At 63.8% G+C, this 12,491-nt stretch carries 11 protein-coding genes; 7 read left to right on the forward strand and 4 right to left on the reverse strand.

Annotated features, from left to right (window positions below; genetic code table 11):
• Positions 1-16: 16 nt before the first annotated feature.
• Positions 17-1,576 (forward strand): S10 family peptidase, encoded by a 1,560-nt coding sequence (locus tag FCS99_RS05205; protein ID WP_138511014.1) that lies wholly within the window; start codon positions 17-19, stop codon positions 1,574-1,576.
• A 12-nt stretch (positions 1,577-1,588) separates the two neighbouring features.
• Here the strand turns inward: FCS99_RS05205 and FCS99_RS05210 are convergent, their stop codons facing one another.
• Both FCS99_RS05210 and FCS99_RS05215 read right to left on the reverse strand, forming a co-directional pair.
• Positions 1,589-2,869: an NAD(P)/FAD-dependent oxidoreductase gene (locus FCS99_RS05210; protein WP_138511015.1), complete on the reverse strand. Its 1,281-nt coding sequence runs from the start codon at positions 2,867-2,869 to the stop codon at positions 1,589-1,591.
• A gap of 48 nt (positions 2,870-2,917) precedes the next feature.
• Positions 2,918-3,259 (reverse strand): ArsR/SmtB family transcription factor, encoded by a 342-nt coding sequence (locus FCS99_RS05215; RefSeq protein WP_407658274.1) that lies wholly within the window; start codon positions 3,257-3,259, stop codon positions 2,918-2,920.
• Positions 3,260-3,338: 79 nt separating this feature from the next.
• Here FCS99_RS05215 and FCS99_RS05220 point away from each other — a divergent pair, with 79 nt between their 5' ends.
• Genes FCS99_RS05220 through FCS99_RS05235 form a run of 4 tightly spaced genes read left to right on the forward strand, consistent with a single transcriptional unit; the run spans position 3,339 to position 8,135 of the window.
• Positions 3,339-3,689, forward strand: a complete 351-nt coding sequence (locus FCS99_RS05220) for a rhodanese-like domain-containing protein (protein WP_138511017.1) — start codon at positions 3,339-3,341, stop codon at positions 3,687-3,689.
• Between the two features lie 8 nt (positions 3,690-3,697).
• On the forward strand, positions 3,698-4,666 hold the full coding sequence (locus tag FCS99_RS05225) for an efflux RND transporter periplasmic adaptor subunit (protein WP_138511018.1): 969 nt from the start codon (positions 3,698-3,700) through the stop codon (positions 4,664-4,666).
• On the forward strand, positions 4,663-7,932 hold the full coding sequence (locus FCS99_RS05230; protein ID WP_138511019.1) for an efflux RND transporter permease subunit: 3,270 nt from the start codon (positions 4,663-4,665) through the stop codon (positions 7,930-7,932). The genes FCS99_RS05225 and FCS99_RS05230 overlap by 4 nt, the downstream gene beginning before the upstream one ends.
• Positions 7,929-8,135, forward strand: a complete 207-nt coding sequence (locus FCS99_RS05235; RefSeq protein WP_138511020.1) for a YgaP family membrane protein — start codon at positions 7,929-7,931, stop codon at positions 8,133-8,135. The genes FCS99_RS05230 and FCS99_RS05235 overlap by 4 nt, the downstream gene beginning before the upstream one ends.
• A 4-nt stretch (positions 8,136-8,139) precedes the next feature.
• Here FCS99_RS05235 and egtD read toward each other — a convergent pair whose 3' ends face one another.
• Positions 8,140-9,084, reverse strand: coding sequence for an L-histidine N(alpha)-methyltransferase (gene egtD, locus FCS99_RS05240; RefSeq protein ID WP_138511021.1), 945 nt, complete (start codon positions 9,082-9,084; stop codon positions 8,140-8,142).
• A 1-nt stretch (position 9,085) separates the two neighbouring features.
• Positions 9,086-10,339: an ergothioneine biosynthesis protein EgtB gene (gene egtB, locus FCS99_RS05245; RefSeq protein WP_138511022.1), complete on the reverse strand. Its 1,254-nt coding sequence runs from the start codon at positions 10,337-10,339 to the stop codon at positions 9,086-9,088.
• A gap of 179 nt (positions 10,340-10,518) precedes the next feature.
• On the opposite strand from egtB, the gene FCS99_RS05250 reads away from it, so the two are divergent.
• Positions 10,519-11,460 carry a dihydrodipicolinate synthase family protein gene (locus FCS99_RS05250; protein ID WP_138511023.1) on the forward strand — a complete coding sequence of 314 codons (942 nt, stop codon included), beginning with the start codon at positions 10,519-10,521 and terminating at the stop codon, positions 11,458-11,460.
• A 9-nt stretch (positions 11,461-11,469) separates the two neighbouring features.
• The gene (locus tag FCS99_RS05255) at positions 11,470-12,411 is read left to right on the forward strand and encodes a proline racemase family protein (protein ID WP_138511024.1); all 942 of its coding nucleotides are present in this window, start codon (positions 11,470-11,472) and stop codon (positions 12,409-12,411) included.
• Positions 12,412-12,491 lie beyond the last annotated feature (80 nt).

Raw genomic sequence — 12,491 nt, forward strand, 5'->3', positions numbered from 1 at the left:
TTCAGGGAGGCCGGTGATGGGTCAGTCGCGGACAGTGCTGAAATGGGTGGTCGCCCTCTTGTCGCTGGGCAGTCTGGCAGGCGGTGTGGCCCAGGCGCAGGTTCCCGACACTTCTGTCGCCTCACTTGTACAGGCGACCGGTCCGGTCGGGCCCGCCTACCGGCAGGAAACCGAGCATCAGGTTCGTATTCGCGGTGAGCGCGTCCGCTATCGGGTGGTCGCTGGTGAAACTGTCCTGCGTGACATGGACGGGGCCGAGACCGGCCGGATCTTTGCCTTTTCCTATCTGCGCAGTGATGTCAGCGATCCGGAGCGCCCGGTCCTGTTTGTGTTCAATGGCGGGCCGGGTTCGGCGTCGCTCTGGCTGCATATGGGTGTGATCGGTCCGCGTCGCCTGGTGCTCGACCAGGAAGTGAACCCGTCCAGCGTGCCGCCCTTCGGTCTCACGGATAATCCTTTTTCCGTTCTTGATGTCGCCGACCTGGTCTTCATCGATCCGGTGGGCACCGGGTTCAGCCGGCCTGCGCCCGGTATCGATCCGGCCCGCTTCTGGGGGGTGGATGAAGATGCCGAGTCGATCGCGCAATTCATCGAGCTCTGGCTCAGCGAGCATGGGCGCTGGAATGCGCCGAAATACGTGCTGGGTGAAAGCTATGGATCGGTGCGGGCGGCGGTGCTGCCGCGCGCCCTGATGGGCAGTCCGATCTATAATGGGGTAATGCGGGGCATCACGCTGGACGGGGTCGTCCTGTTGGGCACGACACTGGGCAGTCGTGGAGCGGGCGGTGAAATCCCGGCCGCCGACATTGCGGCAGCGCAGGCGCGCAGCCTGCCCGGACTGGCCGTTACGGCCGCCTATCATGGTCGGGGCCGCACGGATGCGACAGACCCGGTTGCGGCCTATGCGGCGGCTTCGGACTATGCTGCGGGCCCCTATCGTGAGGCATTGATGGCCTTGCAGGCGGGCCGGCTGTCTGCCGCCGACCGGTCAGCGGTCATGGCGCAATTGGAAGCTTTCACGGGGCTGGATGCCGAAACCATCGGCGGGGACCTGTTTGTTTCCGAGCGCGAACTGGCCCGTGCACTCCTGGCGTCGGATGGGCTGGAAGCCGGTCTCTATGACAGCCGCTATACCCTGCCGCTGGATGGCTCGGGCCGCGATCCGGTCGCGGATGATCCGGCCATGGCGCAGTATGTCCCGGGTTTCGTGGCGGCCTTCAACCGGATGCTGTCCGAGGATCTGGGGGTGGAGACCGGCCGGGCCTATACCGCGATCCGCTGGCGTGACCTCCTGGCCAGTTGGAACTGGGCGCGGCGGGGCGTGGCACCGGGCCAGTCCTATGCTGTCGACCTGGCTTGGACAATGCGCCGGAACCGGGATCTGCGGGTCTTTGTGGCGTCGGGTTATTATGATCTCGTCACGACGCCCGCTGACGCGCGCGCGGAGATCGAAGCAGCGGGCCTGCCCGCAGACCGGATCCGGTTCGAGAACTACCCGTCCGGGCACATGCTCTATCTCGGCGGAACGGCGCAGGCCTTTGCAGACGACCTGCGCGCATTCCTGACAGAAGATTGAGGGCCGTCCGGATCAGGTCTTGGCTTTGACCTTGTGGATGCCGAGCATGTCAAAAACGGCCTTCTCGTAGAAGGGTTCGCCGACACCGCGTTTGATCTTGCCGAGGAAATAGCTTTCGAAGGCCCCCTTCGCCATGTGGACCCAGCCGCCATCGGCGGACCAGTTCACATTGCGGGGCGGGATTTGCGGCATGGCTACGAAGGCCACGCCGCCATCGCCGAAATCGGCCAGGCAGACGGCGTTCCAGGTCGCCAGGTTTTCCGCCGGCTTGCCATCGAAGTCGGCACGCAGATTGCGGGCCGTGGCGACCACCATGGATTCGATCATGAAGCCGGTTTTCGGCACACCCACCGGGACCGGGTAATTCCCGACCGGCGGAATGGCGACACAAACGCCGATCCCGAAAATGTTCTTCCAATTCGGATTGCGCTGGTACTCATCGACCAGGATGAAGCCCCGCGGATTGACCAGGCCTTCGACGTCACGGACGGCATCAATGCCCCGGAAGGCCGGCAGCATCATGGAATAGCCGAAGGGGAGTTCATGGGTCTTCTTGACCGAACCGTCCTCGGCGACTTCCTCGACATGCATCACCCCGTCTTCGACCTTGGTGACACGGGCGGAGGTGATCCACTTGATGTGCCGGTTGCGCATTTCGCTTTCAAGCAAGCCCTTGGTGTCACCCACACCATCCAGGCCCAGATGGCCGATATAGGGTTCGGACGTGACAAAGGTCATCGGCACCTTGTCGCGGATTTTCCGCTTGCGCAGATCGGTCTCCAGGATCATCGCGAACTCGTAGGCGGGACCGAAACAGGACGCCCCCTGAACGGCGCCGACTACGATCGGGCCCGGGTTTTTCACAAAGTCCTGCCAGCGCGTATTGGAGTCGGCCGCATGGTCGACATGGCAGATGGATTCGGTGAAGCCGCCATGCGGGCCGAGACCCTCGATCTCGTCAAAGGCGAGTTGGGGGCCGGTAGCGATGACCAGATAGTCATAGGTCAGGCGCTCGCCGTTATCGAGTTCCAGGGCATTGTCCTGTGGCACCACTTTCGTGGCAGCCGCGTGGATGAAATCGATGCCCTTCTTCTTGAACATCGGGGCCAGTTCGACCTTGATCTGCTCCGGCTTGCGCCAGTCCACCGCGACCCAGGGGTTGGAAGGGGTGAAGTGGAAAGTCGCAGAATCCGAGACGACCGTGATGCGGTCTTCCTTCCGGAGTTCCTTGCGGGCCTCAAGGGCCATGGGGACGCCGCCGAGACCGGCACCGAGGACAACAATATGGGCCATTTCATTCCTCCCGTTATGTCCGGCGTCTCCTGATGGCGCCGATTGTGTTCAGGCCTTGCCCTCCAGGGCATCAGCGGCCGTACAGAATTGCGATTTCAGGTGATGCAGGATGCCGACACAGCGCGGGTCCGCGATGGAATAGTGGACCTGGAGCCCATCCTTGCGGCCGGAGACCAGGCCTTCGGTCCGCATCTTGGCCAGGTGCTGGGACATCGCCGACTGGGACAGGTCCGCAATCTCGCACAATTCGCTCACCGTGGTTTCGCCCATGGCGAGACGGCACAGGATGAGCAGGCGTTTTTCATTCGCCAGCTGTTTGAGAAAGCCGGCGGCTTCGCCAGCCTGGGACTGGAGGTCCTGGATTTGCGGGTCGGGCGAGGTCAAACGCACCTCCTGAATTAGTTGACACTAAATTAGTCTCTACTATATTAGGTGTCAATCATATTGTTGAACACGGCAGGAGCCAGCCATGAGCCTTCGCGAACTTGATCCGAAAACCGTGCATGACGCCGTTCAGGCCGGGAGTGCTGTTATCATCGACGTGCGTGAGCCGCGCGAGTTTGCAACAGAGCGGCTGCACGGGGCGTCTTTGCATCCCTTGTCCACCTTCGATCCCCAATCCATCCCCGTCGACAAGACGCGAGACGTGATCTTGCAATGCGGCTCCGGCAAGCGTTCCATGGACGCCCTGCAGCGTTGTGAAGCGGCCGGTGTCGCGATCACAGCCCATCTCAAGGGCGGACTCATGGCTTGGAAAGCGGCCGGCCTTCCCACCGTCACGATCGACCCGGCAACGGGTCAGGTCATTGACCCGAAATAGGTGATCTCATGGCGACCGGTCTCATCCTCAGCCTCGTCCTGGCCACGGCCAGTCTGCAATCTGCCGAGACCCACACGGTAGAGCAGACCGAAATTTCCGACCGCAAGGCCGTGTTCGCGACTGTCGAAAGTGTCGACACGATCACGGCGCGGGCACGGATTGGTGGCACCATCGGTCAATTGCAGGTCGATGAGGGCGATTCCGTTGAGGCCGGTGATGTCCTCGCCGTTGTCGTGGACGACCGTCTCGCCCCGCAGATTGCGGCGGCCAATGCCACCGCCAATGCGCTGGCGGCCCAGTATGCCCAGGCCGAAACCGACCTGGAGCGGGCTGAAGACCTTTATGAGCGCGGGATTTACCCGCAGGCCCGCCTCGATCAGGCGCGCACGCAGGTGGATGTCGTTGAAGGCCAGCTCGCCGCTGCCCGGCGGTCCCGCGACGTGCTGGTCCAGCAGTCGCGGGAAGGCGATGTGCTGGCGCCGGCCAGCGGTCGCGTTCTCGCCGTACCGGTGACCTCCGGCAGCGTCATCATGCCGGGTGAGGCCGTCGCAACAATCGCGTCGGAGCTGTACCTGCTTCGCCTGCGCCTGCCCGAACGCCATGCCCGGAGCATTTCCGAAGGTGATCCGGTCGAGATCGGCATGTCCGCGCTTGGCAATGAAGTCGCGTCAACGGGCCGGATCCGCCAGGTCTACCCGCGGATCGAGGACGGTCGGGTTGTGGCCGATGCCGTTGTGGACGGTCTGGGTGATTTCTTCGTGGGCGAGCGTGTGCGGGTGCATGTCACCGTGGATGCCCGCCATGCCATCCTGATCCCCGCCGACTTCATCGATACGCGCTATGGCGTCGACTATGTCCGCCTTCAGCTGGGCAATGGTCATGTGACGGAAATTGTCGTCCAGCGGGGCCTTGAAACCGCGCGGGGCGTGGAAATCCTTTCCGGCCTCTCCGCCGGTGATGTCCTGGTGCAGCCATGAAGCTCGGTCTGTCGGGAAATCTCGCTCGCGCCTTCATCAGGTCGCCGCTGACGCCTCTCATCCTGATGGCTGCCCTGGCCATGGGTTTCCTGGCCCTGATGGTGATCCCGCGTGAGGAAGAGCCGCAAATCTCCGTGCCGATGGTGGATGTCATGGTGCGGGCCGATGGCCTGCGCGCCACGGATGCGGTCGAGCTGATCACGGAACCGCTGGAAGCCATTGTCCGCTCCATCAACGCCGTCGAACATGTCTATTCCCAGACCGAGGATGACCAGGTCATGGTCACCGCGCGGTTCGAGGTCGGCACGGATGCCGATGATGCGATCCTGCGCGTGCATGAACGTCTTCGCGCCAATATGGACCGGATGCCGCTGGGTATTCCGGAACCCCTGGTCGTCGGCCGGGGTATCAATGATGTGGCGATCGTTGCCCTGACCCTGTCACCGCGCCCCGAACTGGCGGACCGCTGGGATGACAATGCGCTCTACAATATCGCCGAGGAGTTGCGGACTGCGCTGATGTCGGTCGAGGATGTCGGCCTGACCTATCTCACCGGCGGCCGGGCGGACCAGATCCGCGTCGAGCCGGATCCGGAGCGCCTTTCGCTTTATGGCGTGACCCTGCAGCAATTGGCCGGACGCATTGCCGAGGCCAACCGCGCCTTCCCGGCCGGGCGTGTTTCCGCGGTCGACCAGACCCGGACTGTCGTCGCCGGCCAGACCCTTCAGGGCCAGCCTGATATAGGCCTTCTCCTGCTGACCGCGCGCGATGGCCGGCCGGTCTATGTCCGGGATGTGGCCGATGTCGTGATCGGTCCGGAACCGGCCGACTCGCGCGCCTGGATGCTGACCCGTGACGGTCATGAAGGCGCCTGGACGCGGACCCCGGCCGTGACCCTTGCCATTGCCAAGCGCGAAGGGGCCAATGCGGTCGTCGTTTCGGAGCACATCATCGAACGCCTCGAACTCTTGCGCGGCGGCCTGATCCCGGAGGGGATCGATGTGACCGTGACGCGCAATTACGGCGAGACCGCGAACGAGAAGGCCAATGAGCTTCTCTTCCACCTCGCCCTGGCGACCGTGTCGATCGTTCTCCTGGTCACTTTCGTGATCGGTTGGCGGGAAGGCCTTGTGGTGTTCGTGGTCATTCCCACGACCATTCTCCTGACCCTGTTTGCCTCCAATCTGATGGGCTACACGATCAACCGGGTCTCGCTGTTCGCCCTGATCTTCTCGATCGGTATCCTGGTCGATGACGCGATCGTGGTGATCGAGAATATTGCCCGCCACTGGGGCATGAAGGATGGCCGCCCGCGCGTGCAGGCAGCTGTGGAGGCGGTGGCCGAAGTGGGCAATCCCACCATTGTTGCGACGCTGACTGTGGTGGCGGCCCTCCTGCCCATGCTTTTCGTGTCCGGTCTGATGGGCCCCTACATGGCGCCGATCCCGGTCAATGCGTCGGCCGCGATGATCTTTTCCTTCTTCGTCGCCATGGTGCTGACGCCCTGGCTGATGCTGGTCATTGCCGGACGCCGCAAGGGTGATGTTCATGGCCATGCCGAGGGCCATGAGGGTCCTTTGGGCAGGGCCTATCGCAAGGTCGCTGGCTGGGTCGTGAAGTCCCGGCGCAATGCCTGGATCCTGCTGCTGAGCGTGGGGGTGCTGACCCTGGGATCCATGTCCCTGTTCGGCTTCCAGGCCGTGACGGTGAAACTCCTGCCGTTCGACAACAAGTCGGAATTCCAGGTCATTGTGGACCTGCCGGAAGGTGCCACGCTGGAGCGGACGGAGCGCGTGCTGATGGCCGCCGCCGACCGCCTGGCAGAACTGCCCGAGGCCACGCATATCCAAGCCTATTCCGGCACCTCCGCCCCGTTCAATTTCAACGGTCTGGTGCGCCACTATTATCTGCGCAGCCGCCCGGAACAGGGCGATCTCCAGGTCAATCTGGAGGCCAAGCACCATCGGGACCGGTCCTCGCACGAGATTGCGCTGGAAGCCCGCGAGCTGCTGGCCGACCTCGACCTGCCCGCGGGCACCAGTATCCGGATTGCGGAAATCCCGCCGGGCCCGCCCGTGATCGCGACCCTGCTCGCCGAAATCTATGGTCCCGATGCGGAAACCCGCCGGGCTGTGGCCCGCGAAGTGCGCGGCGTGTTCAACGAGATCGACTACATCGTCGACACTGACGACAGTTTCGGCGAGCCACGTCCGCGCCTGCGGATCGCGATCGACCAGGACAGTCTGGAATATTTCGGCGTCCAGCAATCGGATGTCTATGACACGATCGCGGCCCTGATCGGCGGCATGCCGGTGGGCTATTCCCATCGCGGTGAAGGCCGTAACCCGGTCGAAATCGCCGTGGCCCTGCCGCGCGGGGACCGCAACTGGACCGAACGTCTGGCCTCGACCCCGGTGCCGGCGAACACGCTGCCGGGCAACCGGACCGTGGTCGAATTGGGCGATGTTGTCTCGGTCAGCGAGGAGCCGGGCTCCTATCCGATCTTCCGCCGGGATGGCCGCTCACTGGAAATGGTGATGGGCGAACTGGCGGGCGCCTTCGAAGCCCCGATCTATGGCATGTTCGCTGTCCAGGATGCCATTGCCGGGCATGACTGGGGTGACCTGCCCCAGCCGCAGATCCGCATGTATGGCCAGCCTGAGAGCGATGAAGATGTCACCCTGCTCTGGGACGGCGAGTGGGAGATCACCTATGTGACGTTCCGTGACATGGGTGCCGCCTTCATGGTGGCCCTGTTGGGCATCTATGTCCTGGTCGTGGCCCAGTTCGGATCCTTCCGGGTGCCGCTGATCATCCTGACGCCGATCCCGCTGACCTTCATCGGCATCATGCTGGGGCACTGGATGTTCGGGGCCGCCTTCACGGCGACCTCCATGATCGGCTTCATCGCCCTCGCCGGCATCATCGTGCGGAACTCCATCCTCCTGGTGGACTTCATCCGGCACAGCGCCGGTCCGGGCGAGCCCCTGCGGGAAACCCTGCTGAATGCCGGGGCGATCCGTTTCAAGCCGATCCTGCTGACCGCCCTGGCGGCCATGATCGGTGCGGCGGTGATCCTGGGCGACCCGATCTTCCAGGGGCTGGCCATCTCGCTCCTGTTCGGGCTGGCCTCGTCCACCCTGCTGACCGTGCTCGTCATCCCGGCCATCTACATCGTCTTCAAGGACGGTGATGCCCCTTATCAACCCAAATCCTCGGACACCGAAACGGCGTCCGGTGGAGCCGAGCAAGGAGACCCCTCATGACCCTCGGACGTGCTGTAATGATGTTTGCCGGTTTCATGGCCATGTTGTCGGCGGTCCTGGCCTGGCTCGTGAGCCCCTGGTTCCTGCTGCTGACCGGCTTTGTCGGTCTCAACCTGATGCAGACCAGCGTGACCGGCTTCTGTCCGGCCGCGATGATTTTCAAGGCGATGGGGCTGCAGGAAGGCCGTTGCGACTTCCGCTAACCGTTCAATCCTGTTTGGGTTTGAGCACGGCGACGGCGAAAAGCTGACCGGCATCGGTAAGGAAATCGGCGATTTCCCACCCGCCCCGGTCGGCGATCGCGGCAAAGGCTTCGCGCGTGTATTTGCGGCTGTTCTCGGTGTGGATGCTCTCACCCGCCGCAAACGCGATGGGCGTGCCCGCCACGGTCACGGTCTGGTCCTTGTCACTGACCAGATGCATCTCGATCCGGCTGAGTTCGGCATTCCAGCGCGCCTCGTGATGGAAGGCTGACAGGTCGAAATCCGCGCCGATTTCCCGATTCATCCGGCGCAGGAGGTTGAGATTGAAGTTGGCGGTGACCCCCGCAGCATCATCATAGGCCTCGACCAGGGTCGTTGTGTCCTTGACCAGATCCAGACCCAGGATCAGCGCCTTGATCCCCGGCCAGTGGCGCAGCCGGTCCAGCATGGCCGCCGCCGTGTCATGCGGCAGGTTGCCGATCGTCGACCCCGGGAAAAATGCCGTCTTGGGCTCTGCATCAAGTGCGGCCGGCAGGCGGATGTCCTGCGTGAAATCCCCGACGACCGGCCGGATCGGCGTGCCGGGATAGGCCTCGCGGAGTCCCTTGGCCGTCTCCTCGAGGAAATCGGCAGAAATATCAACCGGGACATAGGCCCCCAGCTGTGAGGCGGCATCCAGCAGGATGCGGGTTTTCACACTGGCACCACTTCCCAGCTCCACCAGAACCGTGCCGGGATCCAGAACCTGGCTCAGCGCGCTGATCTCGTCCTTGAGGATGCGGGTCTCGGTTCGGGTCGGGTAGTATTCGGGCAATTGCGTGATCTGTTCGAAGATCGCGCTGCCTTCGGCATCATAGAGCCATTTGCTGTCCAGCCATTTCGGGTCGGCCTGCAGGCCCTCCAGGGCCGAGGCGGCAAAATCCCGGTCGCGGATGATTGCGCTGTCCATCTCAGACATCCTTTGCCAGGCGAAGGCCCAGCATTTGCCAGCGTTGGTGGGGATAGAAGAAGGTGCGGTAGCTCGGGCGCATCTGCGCCTGCGGCGTGGCGCAGGATCCCCCGCGCAGCACCATCTGGTTGATCATGAATTTGCCATTGTACTCGCCGATCGCACCGGCGCTCGGCCGGAAGCCGGGATAGGGCGAATAGGCGCTCTGCGTCCATTCCCAGACATCGCCCCAAGCCCCCGTGCCGGGCAAGGGCCGGAACATGCCGTTATCGGCAAAGTTCCCGGACATTGGCGTATCGCGGAAAGCGATCTCGTTCTCGGCTTCGGTCGGCAGGCGGGCCCCCGCCCAGCGGGCATAGGCGTCGGCCTCGTAATAGCTGACATGCACCACCGGCGCGTCCAGCGCCACCGGTTGCGGTCCGCGCAGCGTATAGGACCAGTATTCGTCATCCTGTTGCCACCAGTAGAGCGGGCTGTCCCAGGCTTCGCGTTCGCGCACGGCCCACCCGTCCATCAGCCAGAGCTCCGGCGTGGCATACCCGCCATCGCGCATGAACTCGATCCAGTCGCGATTGGTCACCGCCCGATTGGCCATCCGGAAGGCTGGCTGGAAGACCCGGTGCCGGGGCGTCTCGCAATCGAAGGCAAAACCGCGCCCGTCATGGCCGATTTCGGTGAGTTGTTCGTCATGCCGGACGAAGTCCAGCTCCGGCGCGCGCGTGACCCGGAGCGGTTCCGGGTCCTTGTAAGCTGGCAGGAGCGGATTGAAGGACAGGCCGTGCAGGAGGTCGGTCACCAGGAGTTCCTGGTGCTGCATCTCGTGGTGACAGCCCAGTTCGACCAGGGCGGTGATGGTGTCCAGATTGGCCGGAGTTTGATCCAGCAGCGCCATCAGCGCGTCTTCCACATGGTGCCGGTAATCCAGTACGGCCTGAAGGTCCGGCCGGGAGATCAGGCCCCGCTTGTCCCGGGCATGGCGGGGGCCGGCCTGGACATAATAGGAGTTGAACAGGATGGCGAAGCGCTCATCCGGCGAGACATAGCCCGGCTGATGCGGGCGCAGGATGAACTCCTCGAAAAACCAGGTCGTGTGGGCCAGATGCCATTTGGCCGGGCTCGCATCCTCCATCGACTGAAGCATCATGTCTTCCGCGTTCAGCGGTGCCACGAGCTCCAGGGTTCTGGAACGCACGTTCTGGAAAAGCGGAATGACATCCTGCGGGGCCGGGCTGGTGGGGCTGGCGGCCAAGCTCATGGATCATCCTCGGGGTCGCTGCCATGAGAGGGTGGAGTCCCATTCCAACGCGAAACGTTGCCGAGGGAAACCTCTCTCACCAAAAAAAGAGACAAGTGTCTGAGTAGATGGCTTGCCACAGGCGGTGTGTCGACCTGAGATGCAGGGCAACGGTTTCAACTCCGTGTGAGGAGGGCGCGATGACCCGATCTGTGTTTTCCGGCTGCATGCCGGCCCTGATGACGCCCTGCGATGCGGACGGGAAGCCGGACTTCGATCAATTGGTGAAGACCGCACAAGCGCTCATTGCGGCCGGCATGGATGCCGTTGTCTATTGCGGGTCCATGGGAGATTGGCCGCTCCTGAGTGATGAGCAGCGATGTGAAGGCACGGCGCGCCTGTGTGCGGCCGGGATTCCGGTCGTGGTGGGAACCGGGGCCCAGAACACGCAGCGGGCTGTGGCGATCGTGGAGCATGCCGCCCGCGCCGGTGCGGCCGGTCTCATGGTCATCCCCCGCGTCCTGTCGCGCGGGATTTCCCCGGCGGCCCAGCGTGCCCATTTTGCCGCGGTACTCGGTGCAGCGCCGGACCTGCCGGCCGTGATCTACAACTCGCCCTATTACGGGTTCGAGACCCGGGCCGATCTCTTTTTCGACCTGCGCAAGGACCATCCCAACCTGATCGGTTTCAAGGAATTCGGTGGCGCTTCGTCGCTCAGCTATGCCGCCGAACATATCACCAGTGGCGATGATAATCTGACCCTCATGGTGGGCGTCGATACCCAGGTCTTCCATGGCTATGTGAATTGCGGCGCGACCGGCGCGATCACCGGCGTCGGAAACGCCCTGCCGCGGGAAGTCCTGCGCTTGGTCGAATTGTCAAAGCGGGCAGCGGCGGGCGATGCCGGGGCCCGGCGCCTGGCCCTGGAGCTGAGTGAGGCGATGATGGTGCTGGCGACCTTCGATGAAGGCCCGGACCTGGTCCTCTACTACAAGCGGCTCATGGTGTTGGAAGGGCATGAGGCCTATCGCCACCAGCTCTACGCCAGCGATGCGCTGACCCCGTCCCAACAGGCCTTCGTGGATGACAGTTGGAGGCGCTTCCGTGCCTGGTGGGACAGCTGGCCCGGTGCGCAGGACTAGGGCCCGGTCATGCGGGTCATCGACAGCCATACGGGTGGCCAACCGACACGGGTGATCATAGAGGGCGGTCCGGATCTGGGGCGCGGCCCCCTGTGGGAGCGCCGCCGGATCTTTGCCGAACGCTTTGATGCCTATCGACGCCGCTGTGTTCTGGAGCCGAAATGCTCGGACGCCATGGTGGGGGCCCTTCTGTGCGAGCCGGACGATCCGGAGGCGGCAGCAGCCGTCATCTTTTTCAACACGTCCGGCTATCTGGGCATGTGTGGACACGGCACGATCGGACTGGGGGTCACGCTGGCGTGGCTGGGCTTGATGAAACCCGGCGCGCATGTCCTGGAAACACCGGTGGGGGCCGTTGCCCTCGACCTGCTGGATGCCAACACGGTCCGCTTTGAGAATATTCCAAGTGACTGCCTGGCCCTCGATGTGGCGCTGGAAGTCCCGGATCTGGGGCGGGTCATCGGTGATATCGCCTGGGGCGGCAACTGGTTCTTTCTCGTGGACGCCGCCCAATTGGGCGAGGACGGGCTGGACCCGGCCCGTATCGACATCCTGGCCCGCAAGAGCTGGGCGATCCGCAGGGCTTTGGCTGAACAGGGCTTCACGGGGCGTGACGGGGCCGAGATCGATCATATCGAAATCACCACGGCGCGAGCTGGATCGGGGGCGAACAGCCGGAACTTCGTCCTGTGCCCGGGCGGGGCCTATGATCGCTCGCCCTGCGGCACGGGCACCAGTGCCAAACTGGCCTGCCTGGCCGCGCGGGGACAGCTGGCACCGGGCCAGGACTGGGTGCAGGAAAGCGTAATCGGCAGCCGTTTCCAGGCCCGCTACCGGCCGGGTGCGAGCGGGATCATTCCCAGCATTACGGGGCGGGCCCATGTCTTCGCCGACGCGCACATCCTGTCGGACCCTGCGGACCCCTTCGGCCTGGGCATTCCGGCGCTCTAGCCATACCGACTACCGTAAAATCGAGGAAAGTTGGCTCTATCGCGAGACGTCGGGGCGAACCCGGATTGCGGAAGGCCGCT

This window comes from Maricaulis alexandrii, assembly GCF_005871165.1.
Classification (GTDB): Bacteria; Pseudomonadota; Alphaproteobacteria; order Caulobacterales; family Maricaulaceae; genus Maricaulis; species Maricaulis alexandrii.

Bases quoted from the DNA above. Each gene is read 5' to 3' on its own strand.
- FCS99_RS05205 (WP_138511014.1), top strand. From the start codon at position 17: ATGGGTCAGTCGCGGACAGTGCTGAAATGGGTGGTCGCCCTCTTGTCG.
- FCS99_RS05210 (WP_138511015.1), bottom strand. From the start codon at position 2,869: ATGGCCCATATTGTTGTCCTCGGTGCCGGTCTCGGCGGCGTCCCCATG.
- FCS99_RS05220 (WP_138511017.1), top strand. From the start codon at position 3,339: ATGAGCCTTCGCGAACTTGATCCGAAAACCGTGCATGACGCCGTTCAG.
- FCS99_RS05225 (WP_138511018.1), top strand. From the start codon at position 3,698: ATGGCGACCGGTCTCATCCTCAGCCTCGTCCTGGCCACGGCCAGTCTG.
- FCS99_RS05230 (WP_138511019.1), top strand. From the start codon at position 4,663: ATGAAGCTCGGTCTGTCGGGAAATCTCGCTCGCGCCTTCATCAGGTCG.
- FCS99_RS05235 (WP_138511020.1), top strand. From the start codon at position 7,929: ATGACCCTCGGACGTGCTGTAATGATGTTTGCCGGTTTCATGGCCATG.
- egtD (WP_138511021.1), bottom strand. From the start codon at position 9,084: ATGGACAGCGCAATCATCCGCGACCGGGATTTTGCCGCCTCGGCCCTG.
- egtB (WP_138511022.1), bottom strand. From the start codon at position 10,339: ATGAGCTTGGCCGCCAGCCCCACCAGCCCGGCCCCGCAGGATGTCATT.
- FCS99_RS05250 (WP_138511023.1), top strand. From the start codon at position 10,519: ATGACCCGATCTGTGTTTTCCGGCTGCATGCCGGCCCTGATGACGCCC.
- FCS99_RS05255 (WP_138511024.1), top strand. From the start codon at position 11,470: ATGCGGGTCATCGACAGCCATACGGGTGGCCAACCGACACGGGTGATC.